This is a genomic window from Nodosilinea sp. E11, assembly GCF_032813545.1.
In the GTDB taxonomy this organism is placed as follows: Bacteria; Cyanobacteriota; Cyanobacteriia; order Phormidesmidales; family Phormidesmidaceae; genus Nodosilinea.
In genome coordinates, this window is record NZ_CP136520.1 from 2,841,053 (window position 1) to 2,860,853 (window position 19,801).

12 protein-coding genes are annotated in these 19,801 nt (G+C 56.6%); 4 read left to right on the top strand and 8 right to left on the bottom strand.

From position 1 onward, the window contains the following. The first annotated feature begins 201 nt into the window (after nucleotides 1–201). Nucleotides 202–2,286, top strand: coding sequence for an NAD(P)H-quinone oxidoreductase subunit 5 (locus RRF56_RS14870; RefSeq protein ID WP_317033951.1), 2,085 nt, complete (start codon nucleotides 202–204; stop codon nucleotides 2,284–2,286). A gap of 143 nt (nucleotides 2,287–2,429) precedes the next feature. Beyond that, the gene (locus RRF56_RS14875) at nucleotides 2,430–4,016 is read left to right on the top strand and encodes an NAD(P)H-quinone oxidoreductase subunit 4 (RefSeq protein ID WP_317033952.1); all 1,587 of its coding nucleotides are present in this window, start codon (nucleotides 2,430–2,432) and stop codon (nucleotides 4,014–4,016) included. Between the two features lie 307 nt (nucleotides 4,017–4,323). On the opposite strand, the gene RRF56_RS14880 is transcribed toward RRF56_RS14875, so the two are convergent. From RRF56_RS14880 to RRF56_RS14900, 5 genes are all read right to left on the bottom strand, one after another. Beyond that, nucleotides 4,324–6,207: a hypothetical protein gene (locus tag RRF56_RS14880; RefSeq protein ID WP_317033953.1), complete on the bottom strand. Its 1,884-nt coding sequence runs from the start codon at nucleotides 6,205–6,207 to the stop codon at nucleotides 4,324–4,326. A gap of 80 nt (nucleotides 6,208–6,287) precedes the next feature. Further along, nucleotides 6,288–6,863, bottom strand: coding sequence for a hypothetical protein (locus RRF56_RS14885; RefSeq protein WP_317033954.1), 576 nt, complete (start codon nucleotides 6,861–6,863; stop codon nucleotides 6,288–6,290). Nucleotides 6,864–6,867: 4 nt separating this feature from the next. Further along, nucleotides 6,868–7,281, bottom strand: coding sequence for a hypothetical protein (locus tag RRF56_RS14890; protein WP_317033955.1), 414 nt, complete (start codon nucleotides 7,279–7,281; stop codon nucleotides 6,868–6,870). Nucleotides 7,282–7,485: 204 nt separating this feature from the next. Continuing rightward, complete coding sequence (locus RRF56_RS14895) at nucleotides 7,486–8,460, bottom strand: IS110 family transposase (protein ID WP_317033747.1); 975 nt, start codon at nucleotides 8,458–8,460, stop codon at nucleotides 7,486–7,488. Nucleotides 8,461–8,699: 239 nt separating this feature from the next. Continuing rightward, entirely contained in the window at nucleotides 8,700–9,680 is a 981-nt protein-coding gene (locus RRF56_RS14900; protein WP_317033956.1) for a hypothetical protein, read from the bottom strand. Nucleotides 9,681–10,564: 884 nt separating this feature from the next. Between RRF56_RS14900 and RRF56_RS14905 the strand changes: the two genes are divergently transcribed. Continuing rightward, nucleotides 10,565–11,296, top strand: coding sequence for an MlaE family lipid ABC transporter permease subunit (locus RRF56_RS14905; protein ID WP_410510612.1), 732 nt, complete (start codon nucleotides 10,565–10,567; stop codon nucleotides 11,294–11,296). Between the two features lie 25 nt (nucleotides 11,297–11,321). On the opposite strand, the gene RRF56_RS14910 is transcribed toward RRF56_RS14905, so the two are convergent. Beyond that, nucleotides 11,322–11,882 carry a pentapeptide repeat-containing protein gene (locus tag RRF56_RS14910; protein WP_317033958.1) on the bottom strand — a complete coding sequence of 187 codons (561 nt, stop codon included), beginning with the start codon at nucleotides 11,880–11,882 and terminating at the stop codon, nucleotides 11,322–11,324. Nucleotides 11,883–12,339: 457 nt separating this feature from the next. Here RRF56_RS14910 and RRF56_RS14915 point away from each other — a divergent pair, with 457 nt between their 5' ends. Then, nucleotides 12,340–12,573 carry a photosystem II protein, Psb35-related gene (locus tag RRF56_RS14915; RefSeq protein WP_317033959.1) on the top strand — a complete coding sequence of 78 codons (234 nt, stop codon included), beginning with the start codon at nucleotides 12,340–12,342 and terminating at the stop codon, nucleotides 12,571–12,573. 185 nt (nucleotides 12,574–12,758) lie between these two features. Here the strand turns inward: RRF56_RS14915 and RRF56_RS14920 are convergent, their stop codons facing one another. Further along, a complete protein-coding gene (locus RRF56_RS14920) occupies nucleotides 12,759–15,524 on the bottom strand; it encodes an SMC family ATPase (RefSeq protein WP_317033960.1) in 2,766 nt (921 codons plus the stop codon). 64 nt (nucleotides 15,525–15,588) lie between these two features. Further along, nucleotides 15,589–18,495 (bottom strand): caspase family protein, encoded by a 2,907-nt coding sequence (locus RRF56_RS14925; RefSeq protein ID WP_317033961.1) that lies wholly within the window; start codon nucleotides 18,493–18,495, stop codon nucleotides 15,589–15,591. Nucleotides 18,496–19,801 lie beyond the last annotated feature (1,306 nt).

The following is a 19,801-nucleotide window of genomic DNA, read 5'->3' on the forward strand; positions in this document are numbered from 1 at the left end:
GCTCTAGAGAATGAGCTAAGAGCCAGCCTGACTGTGCTTTTAGGGTCAGCGTTGACCCGCTCTAGGTGGGTGGTGAAGGCCGCGATCGCGCCCCAAATTCCCCAACTTTGCTATGAAACCGACTTTTCCTTGGGGAAGGGTATGTCAGAATGTAAGCGGTTTTTTGCCAACTCACGCAAGCTCTTGGAGTAGGCAGTCAAGATGGATTCTGTAGACACGCTTTATCAATACGCCTGGCTCATACCAGTGCTGCCGCTCCTCGGCGCGGCGGTGGTGGGCACCGGGCTCATTTCCTACGGCCAGGCCACCACTAAGCTGCGGCAGCCGGCCTCTATTTTCATCGTCTCCCTAATTGGGGCGGCGATGGTGTATTCGTTTGCGATTTTTTGGAGCCAGTGGCAGGGCCATGCCCCCTACCAGGCCATGTTCGAGTGGGCCTCGGCGGGCGACTTCCGCATTGAGATGGGCTACACCATCGACCACCTGGCGGCGCTGATGCTGGTGGTCGTCACCACCGTCGCCTTCTTGGTGATGATCTACACCGATGGCTACATGGCCCACGATCCGGGCTATGTGCGGTTCTACGCCTACCTGAGCCTGTTTAGCTCCTCCATGCTGGGTCTGGTGATTAGTCCTAACCTGCTCCAGGTGTACGTGTTTTGGGAGCTGGTGGGCATGTGTTCCTACCTGCTGATCGGCTTTTGGTACGATCGCAAACCCGCCGCCGATGCCTGCCAAAAGGCGTTTGTCACGAACCGGGTGGGCGACTTTGGCCTGTTGCTGGGCATTTTGGCCCTGTTTTGGGCCACCGGCAGCTTCGACTTTGACGTCATGGGTGAACGGCTGACCGATATGGTCAACACCGGCAGCCTGAGTGCTGGCATGGCCGCTGTGTTTGCTATTTTGGTGTTCCTTGGCCCGGTAGCCAAGTCGGCCCAGTTCCCCTTGCACGTGTGGCTGCCCGACGCCATGGAAGGCCCTACCCCCATCTCAGCGCTGATTCACGCAGCGACGATGGTGGCAGCAGGGGTGTTCCTCGTGGCCCGCATGTACCCCGTGTTTGAGCATATCCCTACGGTGATGACCGTGATTGCCTACACCGGGGCATTTACTGCCTTCATGGGGGCTACCATTGCCATCACTCAAAACGACATCAAGAAAGGGCTGGCCTTTTCGACCATGTCGCAGCTGGGCTATATGGTCATGGCCATGGGCGTAGGGGCCTACAGCGCCGGTCTGTTTCACCTCATGACCCACGCCTACTTCAAAGCCATGCTGTTTTTAGGATCCGGTTCTGTGATCCACGGTATGGAAGCGGTGGTGGGCCACGACCCGGTGCTGGCCCAAGATATGCGCCTGATGGGTGGTCTGCGCAAGTACATGCCCGTTACCGCTTACACGTTCTTAATTGGCACCCTGGCCATCTGCGGCATTCCACCCTTCGCAGGCTTCTGGTCAAAGGATGAGATTCTAGGATCCACCTTTGCAGTCAGCCCGGTGCTGTGGGCCGTGGGCTGGGTGACGGCGGGCATTACCGCCTTCTACATGTTCCGCATGTATTTCTCCACCTTTGAGGGCAGCTTTAGAGGCAACGACGAAGGCATTCGCCGCGACCTCAAGCGGGCGCAGATGCAAAAAATGGGCATGTCTCTTGGCCCTGGTGCCATGAACCCCCAGGAGCTAACCCTGGATGCCCCCGGTGGCGAGCACGACGACCACGATCATGACCACGCCCACGAACCCCATGAGTCGCCCTTGTCAATGACCTTCCCGCTGATGGCCCTGGCGGTGCCCTCGGTACTGATTGGTCTGGTGGGTACGCCCTTCGCCAACTACTTCGAAGCCTTCATTCACCCCCCAGGGGAAGTAATGGAAGCGGTAGAGGCGGCAGAGGCCTTTGACTGGCATGAGTTTGCCCTGATGGCAGGGAGTTCCGTGGCGATCGCAGTGGTCGGCATCATCATCTCGGTGCTGATGTACCGCACGAAGGTGATTGATCCCGGTGCGATCGCAGCCAAGCTCAAGCCCCTCTACAACCTGTCGCTGAACAAGTGGTACATCGACGACATCTATGAGGTGGTCTTTGTCCAGGGCAGCCGTAAGCTAGCCAAACAGGTGCTCGAAGTCGATATCCGCATTGTCGACGGCATCGTCAACCTGGCAGGCTTCGTCACCCTGGTGACTGGGGAAGGGTTAAAGTACCTGGAGAACGGACGGGCTCAGTTCTACGCCCTGATTGTGTTTGGCGCTGTCTTGGGATTGGTGCTGCTGTCGGGGGTGACCTAGGGTTTACAGGTTAGAAGGTTGGCAGGTTAGAACGTTCGAACTTGTCAACCTGTCAACTTTCCAACCATCCCTTGATCCTTACCATCTCCCTAATTCCCCGCAATATTCCGCCCTTTTAGCCGAACGCGACGAGAAACGACGATATGGACCTCGCGACTTTTCCCTGGTTGACCACCGTTACGCTGCTGCCCTTGGTGGCCTGCATAGCGATTCCGTTTTTGCCCGATGACGAAGGCAAGACCGTGCGCTGGTATGCCCTCTCGGTGGGGTTGATCGACTTTGTGTTGATCGTGGCCGCCTTTTACCTCAACTACGACTTTAGCCAGCCGGGTCTACAGCTAGTCGAGAGCTATACCTGGGTGCCCCAGCTCGACCTCAAGTGGTCGGTCGGGGTAGACGGTCTGTCAATGCCTCTGGTGCTGTTGACGGGGTTCATTACCACCCTGGCGGCGTTGGCGGCTTGGCCAGTAACCCTCAAGCCCAAATTCTTTTATTTTCTGCTGCTGGCCATGTACAGTGGCCAAATCGGCGTGTTTGCCGTGCAGGATATGCTGCTGTTCTTCCTGTTCTGGGAGCTGGAGCTGATTCCGGTGTATCTGCTGCTGTCGATCTGGGGCGGCAAGAAACGGCTTTACGCAGCGACCAAATTCATTCTCTACACGGCGGGTGGGTCGTTGTTTATTTTGGTGGCGGCGCTGGCCATGGCCTTCTACGGCGACACCATCACCTTTGACATGCGGGCTCTGGCGGAGAAGGTCTACCCGCTCCGCATGCAGCTCTTGCTCTACGGCGCGTTTTTGATTGCCTACGCCGTCAAGCTACCGATCATTCCGCTGCACACCTGGCTACCCGATGCCCACGGCGAGGCCACGGCCCCGGTGCACATGCTGCTGGCGGGCATTCTGCTCAAGATGGGCGGCTACGCGCTGGTTCGGATGAATCTGGGCATGCTGCCCGACGCCCACACCTACTTTGCGCCGGTGCTGGTGATTTTGGGCTGTATCAATATTGTCTACGCGGCGCTGACGTCGTTTGCCCAGCGCAACCTGAAGCGCAAGATCGCCTACTCCTCGATTTCCCACATGGGCTTTGTGCTAATCGGGATTGCCTCATTCACCAACCTGGGCCTGAGCGGCGCAGTGCTGCAAATGATCTCCCACGGGTTGATCGGGGCCAGCCTGTTCTTTTTAGTCGGGGCCACCTACGATCGCACCCACACCCTGATTTTGGATGAGATGGGCGGCGTGGGCAAAAAGATGCCCAAGATCTTCGCCATGTTTACGACCTGTTCGCTGGCGTCGCTGGCGCTGCCGGGCATGAGCGGCTTTGTGGCCGAGCTAATGGTGTTTGTGGGCTTTGCCACCAGCGATGCCTACAGCTTTACCTTCAGGCTAATTACCGTCATCTTTATGGCGATCGGCGTCATTCTTACCCCGATCTACCTGCTGTCGATGCTGCGGGAGATCTTCTACGGCCCTGAGAATAAGGAACTGATCGAGCATGAGGTCTTAGCCGATGCCGAGCCCCGTGAGGTGTTCATCATCGCCTGCCTGCTGGTGCCAATTATCGGGTTTGGTTTCTACCCCAAGATGCTGACCCAGATTTACGATGCCACCACCCAGAAGCTCACCGCCCGACTAAACCAGGTGTTTGTCAGCGAAGCCAGCGCTACAAATACCGCTCCGCTGGCGGCTTTGCCCGTGCTAAAAGCCCCACCGGTCAGCCAGTAAAAGTCTAATACCCGATCCGAATTGCATACCCTCGATTTCCAAAAGGCCAAACCGTAGGGGGCGCACGGCATGCGCCCTGCTGAACCGGGGGTAACCAAGCAGAATCTGGTATAAACAGCTGCATCAAAGGCACGGCCTCGGGATAACTATCCCGAGGTCGTGCCTTTAATGTCAACAGTGCCTGAGCCCAGGCCTCCCTCCTGATCGTCGCAGCGCTAATGAATACCCCCGATTTGTCGGGGCGTGGCCTACTACGCCCCGACGGGGTTCCTGATTATGGACCGGGGTTTGCCCAATCGGATGGGTATCAAGGGGTGGAGAAATCAGCTTTGTCAAACTTCAGGGTACCGGTTGCTTTCGTCAGGGCCGCTTTGTCTAGGGCAGGGGCGATCGCAGGATCCAGAACAGCCTCCTGGGCTGACGGCACAGTAAGAGAATCCTCGGCCCCGAGAGACGAGGTGGACTCAGGGGAATAGCCAGCGCGATCGGGCAGCACAGCGGCAAGGGGCTCAGCGGGGGCAGACTGATGAGCCTCTCGGGTTTCGGCCCAGGTGGGAGGTGCGATCGCTTCGGCCTCGACAGAGGCTACTGATTCGAGCACCATGGGTTCTAGCTCCGATGCGATCGAAGACTGATTAGCCTCTCGAACATCAGCCCAGGAGGGAGATGCAGTCCCAGTGTCGGTTTGGGCCACCCTCGTCTCAGGCTCTAGGGAAGCTGAAGGGTTGGAATTTTCTTCAGGATGATTCGCCAGGGCAATTTCCGCATCAATGGCCGCTGGGGTAGGGGCAGCGGCAACGTCAGTCTCCGCCACCGTAGGCTCTAAAGCATTGCCTCGAGCAAACCGTACTCCCGCTAAGGATGCCGTCTGGGGCGTTGGGGCTTTAAAGGATACGGATCCAATCTCTGAGAGTTTTTCGGTGGTAATTTGCCAGAGCACCGCTAGGCGATGATCGTGGGATGCCTCGTCTGCGACTGCGGCGATCTGTTCATCAACAGCAGGGTCAATCTGGGCCACAGGATCGCTCGGAGACGTCCACATTTCCAGAATCTCGTCGATGGCTTCGGCTGGCGCTTCGGCTAGGGCCACGAGCATATCGGGGGCGGGGTCTTCGCTGGGGGTCAAGGTCCAGGTCTGAGATCTGAGGTCTGGGTCTTTAGCCTCATAAGCGGCGATCGCTTTGGCGACCGCATCGGCGCGGCGCTTTTGGTCACGCCGAATGCTGGGTTCGGTATTGCCTAGGCCGGGGGCGTTCCAGCGGCCAGTGTTGGGGTTGATGTAAGACCGAGTCCGGGCCACTACAATTGCTTCGGCCCCCTCATAGCCATTGGCTTTCGCCTCGGCTAAGCGCTCTATGTACCCCACCCGGCCAATGGCGGCCAGGGGTGACTGGTTGGCCAGGTCTAGCCCATTGAGGGTTTCTTCGAGAGTGAGATTGAGACCGTGGCTCAAGGCCCGTTGGCGCAATACGTCTCCCTGATTTTTAAGTCGGGCCAGCTGTTTTTGATCGGCTTCTGCCGGGGTTTTGGCCCCGTGTTGGTACGAAAAAGTGCCCATATTCCAGACCCGATTGCCAGGATCAGTATGACCAAAGTAGGCCGGGTTGATCGCCCCGTTAGGGGTACGAGTTCCTTCGGCACTGCCCACAGCCCAGGCCACCAAGGAGTTGGTGTCACCCTCAAACAGGCTCAGCAGCGGGTTCGCGGGCTGCTGAGGTTTAGCCAGCTCGGCTTGAGCCACCAACACCGCCGGAGAAGGCGCCATCTCAAAGTCTAGGGCCAGCAGAGCGGGTTCGGGGGTTTCCTCGGGCTGGGGCGTTGGCTCAGGCTCGGGAGGGGCCACTGCCACCAGAACTGGAGCCGCAGACGGCGGCGGCGGCGCTGGTGGCAGCAATGCCGTGGCGGATGTCGAGTCGTTGAGGGCAACAGCGACTCCTCGCCGATAGACCCCGGCAGGCAATTGCTGGGGTGAGTGGTAGCGCATGGGCGGGTTCAGGCCGTGGGCTGGTATGGGCAAGGGCTGGTTCTCCGGGGCAGGGGCGGAGATAGTAACTACGGCTGCCAGCTTCTCCTGCACCCACTGTGGCTCCTCCAGCTCAAAGGTGAGCACACCATCATTGGCACGGGCGGGGGAAGCACCTAAGATAGCCAGCAAAGCACTGGCAGCTAACAGAGTGGGGTATAGCTTCATGGGGGCAAATCTGTAGGGCAACAACTGACGGGTCAGGTCAACTACTCGGCACAATTGAGAGCAAACAATGGGAGCAGGCATTAAAAACCCAGGCTAGATGCAGGCTGATTCAGCGATCGCTCCAGTACGCGATCGGAGGGTTCGACAATGGCCCAGGCCCCATCGGGCTGACGGCGCAGGGTAGCAAAGTGAATGTGCCGCCCCCGCCCCATAACGTCCCCCGCCTGAAGTGCACCCAGCCGGGGCCGTCGAATGCCGCAGTAGCGAAATAGATAAGCGGGCACCTCTGGGGTAGAGAAATAAATGCAGCGAAACCCCTTAGCCGCCAGCTCAACCTGTCCGGCAAAGGGAGCCCGCAGCCGGGTGCCCTGCAACTGCACAGAGATATCTCCGAGACCACCAGTTACCAGTTGCCCAGCGACGCGATCGCCCGACTCAATCTCCCAAGTCTGTTTCAGCACAATCTGGCGGGGCACCACCCCAGAGAGATGGCTACAGCTGCCCAGGCCTGCTAGCAGCAGCCCTAGCCCAGCCTTCAAGCAGCAGCGTAGCCAGTAGCCTTGCAGAGCGCCATCGCCCCAGCGACCCAAGGCAGCATAGAGCTGGCGGAAAACACTGGGCGATCGCCCGGTGCTACAGCTACCGCATAGAGCCACAGCACTACTGAAACCGAAAACGATAGCCAGCGTACTCGTCATTTTCATACAAAATCACTAGCTGAACAGCGGGGTCCCAGGCCATGGGGTAGGCCTCTCGCTCAGAAACCACCCCAGAGCGCACTTGCAGCTGGGGCAGGCTGCAATAGGGTTCGGCCACAATTTTGCGCACGGCTTCCTTAGGGTCACGCTCGGGCACAACCAGCAGCTTGGCCAACTGCTCACGGCTAAGCTGGGCATTGCTCTGCACCATCTTTTCGCACCCCTGGACAGTTTCAGGGCTGGCCGTTGACAGCCAACGACCCAGGCTCTGACCATCGACGGCCATCAGCCCAATGGCAAACACCAATCCCCCGGCAATGAATGGCTTGGCGGTAGACAGCGCCACCCCGCCGCCTGACTGATGGGTTGAAACCATAACCTGACTCCTTATACATTTGATGAAACGTGAGGGTTAAGGAGATTTCTAGAAAAGAAGTTCCCCGCTGTGTCCGACGACTGTAGCCACCGTAGCGATTATCTTCTTTGTCAAGCTCATCCTGCTATGCGATTAGCCTCGGCGGGATGGCAGCGGAAATCAAGCCAGGAGCCCTGCCTGCATCAGACAGAGTCTTGCTGTTCCTTATGTGGCGGCGGGCAGGGAGCAAGCCGGAGCCTGCCAGAGGGTGTCATGTTCTACCATGGCATTGAGAATAATCACCAGTTTGTGCATGCAGGCCACCAGGGCAACCTTTTTGAGTTTTCCCCGCTGCAGCAGGCGCTGGTAGTAATCGCGAATGACCGGATTATGGCGAGTGGCGACTAACGCGGCCATGTAGAGGCCTGTGCGCACGGTGGCTCGACCGCCGCTAATCATCCGCTTACCCCGCATCTGGCCGCTATCGCGGTTGAACGGGGCGAGGCCACACAAGCTGGCTAGGCGCTTCGCTGAGATCTGTCCTAACTCGGGGAGTGAGGCCAAGAGGAGCCCCGTCGTCACAGCCCCAATACCCGGCACACTGGTGAGGATCTCGCGGGTGCGCTGCCACTGATCGCTCTGGGCGATGAGCTGCTCAATCTGGGTATCGAGGTCTTGGATCTGTTGCTTGAGCCAGTCAATATGCTGCTCAATGCTCTGACCCGTCCTGGCTCGTGCTGAGCGTTGCCGGGCTTTTTCGGCACTCATCATCTCGACGAGTTGCTGCCGTCGCGTGACGAGGTCTTGAAGGTGTTGACTGGCCTCACTCGCCATCGCCCGTACCTCTGGACGGATGGCATCGGCAAAGTGAGCCAACACCTCGGCATCAATTTTGTCTGTTTTAGCCATGCGCCCCGTGGCCCGGGCAAAATCACGCACTTGACGTGGATTCACCACAACGGCGGGCCAGCCCTCCGCCATCAACGTTCGCGCCGCCAGGGCTTGATAGCCCCCGGTCGCTTCCAGCACAATCAGACTCGTCTCGCGACGAAACGCCGTTAACGCCTGTAGCAACTCTCTTAAACCAGAGTCACTGTTGGCCACCTGAACGCTTAATCCAAGTGGACGGACGTACACATCTAAGGTGCGCTTGGATACGTCAATGCCAACCCATTGATGCGCTTGTGATAGTTCAGTCATGGTTGTATCCACCCGTGTAGGAGGTTAATCTGACATCACTCGTCCTTGCTCGATACGGAGTCTAAGCTCCTGGCGATTTTGCGAGTTAACTTCAGAGGTGTGCAGCGACCCATGCTACGTTCGGTTTTGGACAACCTAGGGTGGGACGGTCTGCCACACACCTCTAAAGATACAAGGGTGGGCACTGCCCACCATTAGGGAGAAAGTTTTCCAGAAGTCGCTTAAGTCACGCATGGCCGCTAAATTTGTCCACCCACCACTAACCCGACCACCAGCAAGAACACCCGTAGAGCCGGGCCAAAGGCGAGTTTGGGAGCCAGGGTAGCTCGATAGAGGGCATAGGCCGTAATCGCCGTAATCGCCGCTACCGCCACAGACCAGAAGGGCGGAAATGCCGCCAACATTACATTTAGGGCTAGACGGCCAATTACCCCACCACCCAACCAGATCACCCCATCGGTTACCGACAGCGAGGGGGCACCGCTCGACGGGTCAATCGTTTGGCCCGATGCTCTGCCGGAGTTAGCAGCAGTAGCAACGCCGGTAAAGCCTTGAACCAAGCTCCAGGCAAGGCGGCCCAGGCGGCTCAAAAGCTGTAGGGGTTCTTGCCCCAGAGCCAGCACGTCGTGGGACAGGCCACCGCGCCCCCGCGATCGCCTAGCCGGTCGTCCCTGGGCAGATCGCCGTCGGGTTGGAGGTATGACCTGGGCACTGTGCCCCCTGCTAGACTCAGGCTGGCTGGCCCTCTGCGGCGAGACCGTGCGGCAAGAGAGCAGTATGTTGCCCTGACCATCCTCCTCGGCCACCGCGATCATGGCTTGACTGAGGTCAAGTATGGGCGGCACCATCGGCTGCCCCTGAGTCAGGCGAGCCTGAATTGACTGCATTTCTGCGATCGCCCGCGCTTGCTCAGCGGACAGAGTGTTGATCTTATCGACTATGGCACGGAGCCGTTTGAGGAAAACCTCTGAAGGCACCCCTGAAGGCACAGCCCCAGACTGAGACAAACCGTTGACTGCACTCGATTGCTCCACCGCCCGCCACTGTAAGGCATCTACGGCAGCAGCAAAGTCTACCCCAGGCCGAGTCCTAGCCTCAGGCTGGGGCAGCGAGATGGGCAGATGGGGGCCACCGACCCAATCCACCTGAACCTCGCCATTGCTTTGGTTGAGGGTATTGACCGTTTGAATCAGCTTGGTTTGAATGCTTTGCAAATCCATCGCACAGTAATCCCTAAGGGAGGGCAAAAGTGAACCCAAGACGATTTCCCCAATCCTGAGTTGTCAGGGCTTAGGGAGAACTCCAAACCATCTCTCATCAAGGACAGGCCTCAAAAGAGATGGTACAAGCGTACCATGAATATCGAGAAAGCGTACTGCTTTCGTACTATGTTTAGTTGTTCTGGCTAATTCCCAGTAGTCTGCCAAGCCACCGATGACAGGTGAGTGAGGGTTCAGGGTTTGCGGTACAAGGTTCAAGGCTGGCCGTAAACCTTGTGCTTGCACCCCGAACCTTGCACCTTGAACTCCAGACCGTTGAGCCGGTCCATCAGCTTGGTCAAGTCCTAGATGGCAAAGTTTTAGGGGCATCCTCAGCTAACTAGGCACGATCGCTGAGCGGTTCAATCACCCTTCGAGCAAATTCATCCACAGGATAGATGCACCCTTGGGCTTAACAATCTGAAAACTATCCGCACAAAACCTAAAAACGCGCTCGAACTCTGTAAATTGTTGGCAGTCCTAAAGGCGTTTTGCTCGGGTGCTTCCTCAGGCACCCCATCCAATCACCGCAAAATAAGGTTCAAGTGTGGTTAGGGGGGTCTCCAACGCCGAGCCATTTAGGTAGACCAGCGCCTGACTACTCTCGTTGTTGTCTTATTGTTCTTCATACTGTTTGACTGCCCTAGGTGCTCGGGGCACACTGTACTCGAACATCTGCGTTCATCAACTTTCCCCTACGAGCTGTCGCTATGGTTAAGACCTATAACAAAGCCCTGCGGCTTTCACTGCGTTTTCCAGAGCCAGCCGCACGAGACTGTAAGCGAGCGCCCGAATTTACCCCTACATCGGTCGTCAAGCCAAAATCTTGCGCCTACCATATTGTCATGGCCTGCTTTTTGGGCGGCCAGGTGCTCATGCGAATTCTACGCAACGGCATCAACCGTCAGCGTACCGTAGAACAGATGGTGGCAGCGGGGCCGTTGACCCTAACTCCGGTGCTGTTGACTAACCTGTTTGCGGGCATGATTTTTACAATTCAGACCGCCCGAGAATTAGAACGGTTTGGCGCTTTGCACGCGTTGGGCGGAGCATTTGCCATGGCCTTTTGCCGAGAGCTAGCGCCAATTTTGACCGCTGGCATTATGGCGGGTCAAGTGGGCACCGCCTACGCCGCCGAAATCGGCTGTATGAAAGTGACTGACCAGATCGACGCACTCAAAGTACTGCGCACCGACCCGGTTGACTACCTGGTGGTGCCCCGAGTAGTAGCTTGCTGTGTCATGCTGCCGGTACTCACGGTATTGGGGCTAGTGCTAGGCATCTTCGGCGGAGCCGGAGTAGCGTTTCACTTTTATGACATGCCCATTGAGCAGTTTTTAGATTCGGTGCGATCGCTAATGGTGCTCAACGACCTGATTGCCGTCCTGATTAAATCGATTTTGTTTGGGGTGATTGTAGCCCTGGCGGGTTGTACCTGGGGCTTAACCACCACCTGTAGCCGATCGGTCGGTCGAGCGGCGACCTCGGCAGTAGTCACCACCTGGGTGGGCCTATTCGTGGTTGATTTCTTTCTATCGCTGATGCTGTTTGGGGGCGCTGGGATGGCGCTGCATTAGGCCGCACTAGGCGGAGGTGTTTGCCTCATTCGCTTCCGGCGGTCAGCAACTCAACCCCATAATCCATATAGGTGCCGTCGGGCATCATTGCCCCAATTAGGTTAGCCCCATCGAGGTTGGCGTTGGTGATGTCAGCATGGCGCAGGTCAGCTCCCTGTAGATTGGCGTTGCTCAGATTAGCGCCCCGCAAATTGGCTTGTCTAAGATTGGCTCCCCGTAAATCGCTGCCCGCCATCACGGCCTCTTGCAATAGGGAACCCTGAAAATTTGTCCCCATGAGACTGGCTCCGGACAGAATCGCTCGTTTGAGCTGAGCCGCAGATACATCGGCCCGAAAGAAATCGGTGCCAATAAGATTGGCCCAGTTGAGCCGGCTGTGTCGCAGACAGCTACGGGTAAACACGCCCCCAGGCATAAACGCCCCCGATAGGTTTAAGCCCTGCAAATTGCAATCGATAAATTCTACAAACGGCAGCTTGATGCCCTCTAAGGACAGGTGGCGCAGATCTAAATCCTGAAATTTCAGCTGGCCTCGGCTAAAACACTGGTTCAGCAAATCAAGAGAGTAACGACTATTGGTAGCCATGGGCGACGATTAAGCAGCGTAAAGGCGAATGCTTGACTTGAGATCGCGATCGCGCGACCGATAGATGACGCCAATGCGCTTGACTTACCTGCCTCAATCCGTTTACCAGACTGGGTTAGCGCATTTCCCTTACTGCCTATCCTAGGAGATTTGTCGCACGTTACAAGGTTATCTCCCTTAACTCTTTGCACCCTTCACATAATTTACATCCTTCACATAAATAGATTACCAACCGGCAAAACCAACCAACCTGCGCCACCTGAGCCCAGCCTCGACAACACCAACAGACCAGCAAGGCGTGAGCCTTATCATCCGAAGCAAAGAAAATGCAATTCAATTTGACATTTCGTTACATTAGAGTTACATTTATTTACATAAGCGGAATGCGCCAGCCCACTTTGCCCAACTTTAGAGGCGTGTTTTGCAGCTGTCACCACTTCGAACTGGAGGTTCACCCATGACTGCTCTACTCATTTCTCTTTTTGTCATTGGCTGGGTTGCTGCCGCACTCATTGGTAGTCAAGCCTACTTCCGAGGCGAGCAAACCAAGCCCATCCACGAACGCAACTGGCGCTCCGACTCCTTCGACCAGCTTGCCGAATCGGTCACGGGCCAGGCCACCAGCTTTGGCGATCGCGTGCCCGCCTACGGTGGCGACGCTTACTCTAGCCAGGCCTTGTCTAGTCAGTAATGTTTCACCGTTGACTGATACCCACTATCTGCAAGGTATCGACTAAAAACTCTCCTACTCTAGGCAACCGCTTCTCTAAAGGAAGCGGTTTTTTTATTGTTCCACCGAATCCGAATTCCATACCTCCGATACCCAATCGGTCAACCTGTAGGCGCTAACCGCCGTTCGCCCAGTGGAATCGCAGGCTAAACCGCTTCCCGCTCGACCATGATGACGTTTTCGGTCACCTGCTCAAAGGTGTCGTCGTGACTAATTACAAACAACTGTTGAAAGGTTTTGATGCGGCCAATCGCCTCAGCTAACCCCTGCCGCCTAGGGCGATCCATATTGGTCGTCGGCTCGTCAAAGAAGGCAATATCGACATCGGCTAGCACCTTCAGCAGGGCCAAGCGCACCGCCAGGGCCGCACACATTTGCTCGCCCCCCGATAGGTTGACAAAGCGGCGCTGGTTAGGGCCATCCTGCACCAAAATTTCGTAGTCCCTAGTCCACTCTAGGGCTACATTCGGACGATTAAGCAGCTCTCGAAACAGCTGGTCGGCCTGGCGAGAAATACTGCGTACGTACTGCTCAGTAATGCGCGGCCCTGCCTCGTTGTAGGCCTTGCGGGCAAAGTTGACAAAGCGTTTGGCCTTTTCTTGAGCCTGAAGCTGTTGCTTAGCCACATCACGGTGCTGGGCAATAGCGGTTAACCCCGCAATTTGTTGGTGAATATCGGCCAGTCGCTGCCGCTGCTGGGGTAGACTGCCCGAGAGCTGGTCAGTCTCCGATTTTGCGGTACTAAACTGGGTATCCAGGGCAGCAGCGGCAGCAGGATCAAAGGTGGCCAGCGCCGATTCATAGGCCTGATTGATAGCGGTGTATTGCTGCTGAAGCTGGGTAAATGCGGCGGCGGCGGTAGCTAACTCAGCCTGAAGCTGGCTGTGCTGGTTGGCTAGCTGCTGATTTTGCAGGTATAGCCCATAGCCAGCCTGGTGCCTAGCTCGATCGCCCTGGACCTCAACCAAGCGCTGGTCTAGCTGGGCAAACTGCTCTAGCTGAGTCGTCACCCCCGCTAGCTGCTGGTCAAGCTCCGCTAGGGCATGGGTTTGGGCCATGTGGGCCTGCTCTACCCGCCCTTTGTCTTGGAGGGTACGCGCTAAAATCTGACTTTTTTCTCGCGGGCGACCCAGTACCTCTAGCTGTTGATTCAGAGCCGCTAGGGCGGCGATCGCCGTAGATTGGCCGGCCAACTGCTGCGCCAGAATGTCCAGCTGATGGCTCACCTCAGCCTGAGACCGCTGAAGCTGTTCAATCTGGTCGGTTACATGACTCAACTGGGCTAGCTCGGCGCGCCAGCCATAGCGCTGTTTGAGATCGGTTTCTACGGTTTTGAGGGAGGTTCTGAGCGCCGCTGCATCGGTCTGGTCGGCCAGGTCATGCAGAATTGCCTCTAAAGCTGCCACCAAAGACTGGTGCAGCGTAGCGCTGCCCTGAAGCGCCTGCTCTAAGCGATCTAGGGTTTGCCCCGAGAGGAGGGGCTGGCTGGCGGCCAAAGTCGTTAGCTCTTGGAGTAGCGCTTCAATTTCAGCCCGTTGGGTTTGGCCTTGGCTTTGGCTGGTCGCCACCAGGGCGCTAATTTCGGTTTCAAACTGCCGGGCCGCAGCTATGCGGCTGAGCTGCTGCTGAAGGCGATCGCGCTGGTCTTCTAGCCCAGCAATTTCATCTACCCTGGGCTGGAGCGTCGCTAGGCGATCGCGGGTTTGCACTACCCCTGCGAGCTGCTGAGCCAGCAGGGCCAATTGGGTCTGCCCTTGCTGCTGCTGCAACTGCCACCGCTGGCACTGTTCGAGCTGCTGCTGAAGAGTTTGGCGCTGGGTCTCTAGCTCGGCCTGGACCGCAATCTGGGGTTGCAACTGGGCCAGATCGCGCTCAGTAGCCGCAAAGGACTCTAGCTGAGTTTGCCACCGCATCAGCTCAACCTGCTTTTGGCTTTGGGTCTTTTGCAGCGTTTGGTACTCAAGTTGCAACGCCTGCCGTCGCTGCTGATCTTGGGCCAAAGCCTGGAGCGCCTGCTCCGCCGCCTGATAGCCCTGATAGGCCTCTCGATTGGCTTTACAGTAAGCGATCGCCTGTTCGGCCTGCTCCACCGACTGCTGAAGTCGGGCCAACCCCGCTCGCTGGGCCTCAAGCTGATGGCTCAACCCCTGACGTTGGTTAGCCAGGTTTTGCACCTGCTGAGCCTGTACCTGCAACCCATCGCGCTGGGTTTGTAGCGTAGTCAGAGTAGCCTGCAATTCAGTTAAGCGGGCTTCACTGGCAGCGATCGCCTGCTGCAGCGTCTGCTGGCGCTGGCACAGATCATCCCAAACCGTCAGCGACTCTTCATACTGAGCAATTTTGCCCTTGGTTGCCTCTACCTGGTCTTCCGCATAGCGGCGCAGGGTGTTCATTTGCTTAAAGGCCAGTTTGTAGTCTTCTACCTTAAGAATCGCGTCAAACACGGCCTTGCGATGCTCAGCCGGCTGCAAAAAGTCGGCTGTAAATGTTCCCTGGGGCACTCCCAGCGTGCGGGCAAACAACTGGGGCAAGTTGGTGGTGGGGCCAACCCCTAAATGCTGGCGCAGCCAGGGCAACACCTCGTCTTTGACGCGGGTGTAGGGCAGTCGCTCGTTGAGCTGAGGGTCAAATAGGGCATAGCCCCGCTGAGTGCAGCGCTGCACCTGGTAGGTACGGCTATCGTAGTTGGAGGTAAACGCCACCGTCACCTGGGCGCTGCCGCTGCCATTGCGAATCAAATCTTCTTTGGCATAGTCGCCCTGATAGTTAAACAGCACCCAGGCGATCGCTTCTAGAATGCTGGTTTTGCCAGCGCCATTTTCTCCACAGATCGCGTTGGTACCGAGCTGAAACTCAAAATAGCGATCGCGGTGGGTCTTGAAGTTTTGCAGCGCCACCGACAAAATTTGCATACCGTTCCATCGCTCAAGCCCGCCCCCTTAGGATAACTTTCTTTAGCCGAGGCATGGCCAACTGCTAATGGCTGCGGGCAGCCGTCGACGTAAAACATACCGGCTCAGGCTGGGTGCGAGTACACCAAATTTGAATCACCAGTGAGGGATCGCTAGGGGAAATCCACCAGGCCTCTAGATCGACGACTTGATTAGCGGCGGGCAAGCTGTGGCCTTTAGCACTAGCGGACCCTGGTGCAGCCTGTTTGGGGGTGACCTGAATAGGAGCGGTCTGAACCGGAGCTGTTTGAGGCACCACAGGCTGAGCAGATGCTACCGCCGATGGTACCTCCCGCTGGAGTGCGGCATTCAGGGCAGCAGCCTGGGTAGCCATAGGGCGAAAGCCTTGGGCCGATCTATCCAGAGCATTGAGTAGGTCTGAGGCCGCCGTGTGATGGGGCTGGGGCGAGTGACCACCGATCGCACCAGGGGCGAGATTGAGCAGGTCAGTGCGTACAACTCCCGTCTGGGGCGACCCTAAAATCGGTGCGGGTGAGCTTTCTAGAGCCGGGGGCACCAGTTGAAAGGAAGGAACAACATCACTCATCCCCGGTGGCACCTCAGCTAGTGTTAACGCTAGATCAGGACGCGTCATATGGCTGTGACCATAGGCTGTGACCATGCCAGTCGCCATGCTCAACGGAATCAAGAGTCGCACCAGGTAGCGTTGGCGGCAGCAGCGGCGGGTATAGCGATCGCAGGCCTCAAGATAGCGAATTGCCAACACCGAGAGCTGACCAGGATGAGTCTGACGAAAGACTTTGGCCTCGTTTAAGCGGGTTTTAGTCAAAAAATAGTCGGGGTGGTTGGGCTGTTGATGGTGTTGCCAGCTCTGAGCCGCCACTTCAATGGTGCGTTGCTGCCGCACCATCGGCCCTTGGGCTTGTAACCACTGTTGCAGTAGCGGCCAATTGCGAATCAACGCTTCATGGGCAATGTCAAAGTAAGGATCGCCGACCAAAGGCAACGGCAGGTTAACCAGCAGGCTACTCGTCACCATCAGCGCGTCGCCTTCAGTCGATGCAGGTGACCAGCCGGGCACCGCCAGCAGTGACGAACTATCGTTGAGGTCAACCGCTGGGGCCTGAGAAACCACTAGACGAGCGTTGATCAGCTTTTCTAAGGTGCTAACTACCGCCGCTTGAGGCATCGTTTCGGTGACCAACTCCGCTAAAGCAATCTGACGACGGCTGAGGGCTGCCCCATCCCCCAGATCGCAGAGGCTCAAAAACACACGTTGGGCAATCGCCTGCTCAGCCGCCGACAGACTGTCGTATAGATCGTTGGCCTGCTGGTTGAGCAGGTGACGAATGCCCCCCATATCGGCATAGGCAGCCAGGGTTAGGCGAGGAGGCTCAGACGCACTGGGATTGACCTCTCGCCGCGACCACAGAGCCTTGAGTGCGAGCTGTAGCAGAGCCAGATCAGCCGGGGCACTCACCACATCGAGCAACAGGGTATAGACCAAATTAGTATCGTAGCGATACCCCACTTTTTCTAAAGGGCCAACAATAGTGGCTTTAAGCTGGTTATAGGTCATAGCAGGCATGGCCAAGGTGTGGCCATGCACCAGCGACTCAAAGTCAGGAAAGTCGGAGAGGCTCTGTAGGTGGCTAGCCCGCAGCCCTAGCACCAAGTGTAGGGGCAAACAGTCTTGCTGGATTGCCGCCGTTAGGCAGTCAATCACCAGGCGGCGATCGCGATCGGGAACCAAGCCAGGGGTCAGCAACACCTCAAACTGATCGATCACCAACACCAGCGGCGTAGCTCCGGCGACAGCCTGCACCAGCTGACAAAACCCCTCTGGACCTTGCTGCAAGAACGATTCAGCCCAGCGCAGTTGCTCAGCTCGCGCCAACCCCGTCGCCTGAGCCTCTACAAAGGCCTCGGCCAGGTTAGTCAACGGCGCAGGCCCCAGAGTCAGATAACGCGCTTCCCAGGGCAAGGCATCATCAATTTCGCTCAGGCGGGGCATCAGGCCAGCCTGCAAGAGTGACGTCTTACCCGAACCGGAAGCGCCTACTAAAGCACACAGACGAGATGTTCGCACCTGCTCGACCAAAGTTTGAGTAATCTCGTCACGGCCAAAGAAAAACTCTCGCTGGCCCGCCTCAAAGGGAGCCGCCCCTGGAAAGGGGCAAAACCGATAGCGTAGCCCTTGGAGACGATCGATGAGCGACGGGGCTGTGTCGGGGGCTGGTGCCATCAGTCCCGCTGCTCGGGTGAGCACAATTTCACCGCCGGAGCTTTCAAACAGGGGCTGCTGTAGCTCGCCCTTGAGTTCGCGGTTGACCAAGTCAGTTAACGAATGGCCGTTAACAATTCCCCCCTTAACCGTATAGGGGTTCAGCCCCGACAGTAGCGCCTGGGTAAAAACACTGTGATGGCTATCTAGCGCCTCGTAGGCGGCTTCATACTCGCGGGCGGCGGCCATAAATAGGCGATCGGTCCCCGCTCTGGCACCGGGATCGGCCTCTAGCATGTTGAAAAATTCACCGCTGTTGCAACAGTCGAGCAAAATTACCCGCTGGCGCACTGGGCTTTCTTGCAGCAGTCGCCGGAGCCAATGCAGCGACAGCCCATAGTGGCCGGTGGCGGGGTTGGCGTCGCTAGTGGCCAAATAGCCTTCTTGAATACCAGCCTGACGCTGTAACCCGTGACCAGAATAGTAAAAGATAGCAGTTTGGGGAATGTTTTTTCCCGCAGGTTTAAATAACCTAATTAGCGCTTCTTCCAGCATAGGGGTAGTCACAGCACCCCGCTGACTAATTGTTGGCTTTTGATGGGTAATTGCCTCTGGCAACCGCCCCACACGGCATTCGCCAAAGCTCTCTAAACACCGTGCCACGGCCTCGGCATCTTGAGCCGGAGCTTGCAAACTAGGCAAGTACTGGTAGGTGTTTATTCCGACAACAAGCGCATCCCTTGACATTTCTTCTCGCACCCTGATTTGGCATTATCTAAATCTGGCTGATGGGCCAATAGTGTTAGGAAAATAGCAACTCTAGCCATTAATTTAGGTGTGATTTTCAATAACTTGGCTCACGATGAATTTCGAGGAATTCTTTCGCAATCCAAGCCCTCACGCCTCAATAGGTTTAGTTTAGCGACTTGCCAAAAATCTTCTAAGAGGGGTTAGACCCCTATAAAAATGATTTACCAAAAATGCAATTTTATAAAAAATAAATTGAATCCGAAAAAACACGCAAAAACTTTTGCTTGAGCGCGTCTTAGTCGCGATCGCAACAGAGAAAGCCGCAATTAATGGGCATAAATCCCAACTCAATCAATTCATTTCCGAAAAGTCTCAGTAGTTTCTCGGAAGTAGCTTTGTACTTCAGCGAACTGGCTGAACAAAGATCCTGTCCTTCTGTCCTAGAAGCACCCCGTTTTCAACCAAAGAGTCAACTTGTGAGCAGACCATTGATATAGACGCAGCGTAGGCTCACCATCGCATTGACAGAGGCCATGTTCCAGCGGGCAGTGGACGTCACCCAATCTGCTTGACAGCGGATTCGACCGCGCCTGAGCCAATGGGGCAGAGTTCTCGGCCTAGTCGAAACCATAGTTGACGATGCGGGCCTGATGGTTAACCCAGACAGGTTTCAAAATTGCAGGCTTGCTTGCACCGACAGTCTGGGAAGAGAGCCGAATGCCCTACTGTCATGCCAGTGAGCGCTGCTATATCAGCCTCTGCAGCTTGAAACAATTCCTTGGCACTTAAGCGTAAGTTAGCGTTGTCCAACCCGCTACTGAAACGGTTATAAGCCTTCATCCCCAGTGGATCTGTTTAGCTTTTGTGAATCTCGAGGGTGTCGGCTAACTTTTTAGACAGCAGCGACAGCTTTGGCCAGATCAGCTCGCTGGTTGACCAAACCAGGGCCACTCAAGGACTCACCTTTTCCAGTATCTGCTGTCGAACGGTCTGCTCGATGCCTTCAAGTTTATAAAGGTTCTCTGAGGTGCTATTGCGGTGCAAAATCTCGGCAATCTCTGCCGTACAGGTTGCCAAGCACTTTTGGTCTTCAAGTGTCATGATGAGTTGTCCCTGGGGCTACTCCTCTATTCTCCCCCCTGAACCTATTTTCGCGAACGTGGGATGCTCCCCCCTGTCCTTAACTGATAAAACATGCTCGCTCGTTTCTCGAGTGCAGCATCAAGCCCAATAGACTTACTGGGGAACAATCTGAAGAGATGACATTTCTGGGCATAGTCTCGATGAGATTCCAATTGAAATT

Excerpts from the sequence above, each read along its gene's own strand:
- RRF56_RS14900 (WP_317033956.1), bottom strand. The coding sequence starts at position 9,680 with ATGGATTTGCAAAGCATTCAAACCAAGCTGATTCAAACGGTCAATACC.
- RRF56_RS14925 (WP_317033961.1), bottom strand. The coding sequence starts at position 18,495 with ATGTCAAGGGATGCGCTTGTTGTCGGAATAAACACCTACCAGTACTTG.
- RRF56_RS14870 (WP_317033951.1), top strand. The coding sequence starts at position 202 with ATGGATTCTGTAGACACGCTTTATCAATACGCCTGGCTCATACCAGTG.
- RRF56_RS14910 (WP_317033958.1), bottom strand. The coding sequence starts at position 11,882 with ATGGCTACCAATAGTCGTTACTCTCTTGATTTGCTGAACCAGTGTTTT.
- RRF56_RS14880 (WP_317033953.1), bottom strand. The coding sequence starts at position 6,207 with ATGAAGCTATACCCCACTCTGTTAGCTGCCAGTGCTTTGCTGGCTATC.
- RRF56_RS14915 (WP_317033959.1), top strand. The coding sequence starts at position 12,340 with ATGACTGCTCTACTCATTTCTCTTTTTGTCATTGGCTGGGTTGCTGCC.
- RRF56_RS14875 (WP_317033952.1), top strand. The coding sequence starts at position 2,430 with ATGGACCTCGCGACTTTTCCCTGGTTGACCACCGTTACGCTGCTGCCC.
- RRF56_RS14890 (WP_317033955.1), bottom strand. The coding sequence starts at position 7,281 with ATGGTTTCAACCCATCAGTCAGGCGGCGGGGTGGCGCTGTCTACCGCC.
- RRF56_RS14905 (WP_410510612.1), top strand. The coding sequence starts at position 10,565 with ATGGCCTGCTTTTTGGGCGGCCAGGTGCTCATGCGAATTCTACGCAAC.
- RRF56_RS14895 (WP_317033747.1), bottom strand. The coding sequence starts at position 8,460 with ATGACTGAACTATCACAAGCGCATCAATGGGTTGGCATTGACGTATCC.
- RRF56_RS14920 (WP_317033960.1), bottom strand. The coding sequence starts at position 15,524 with ATGCAAATTTTGTCGGTGGCGCTGCAAAACTTCAAGACCCACCGCGAT.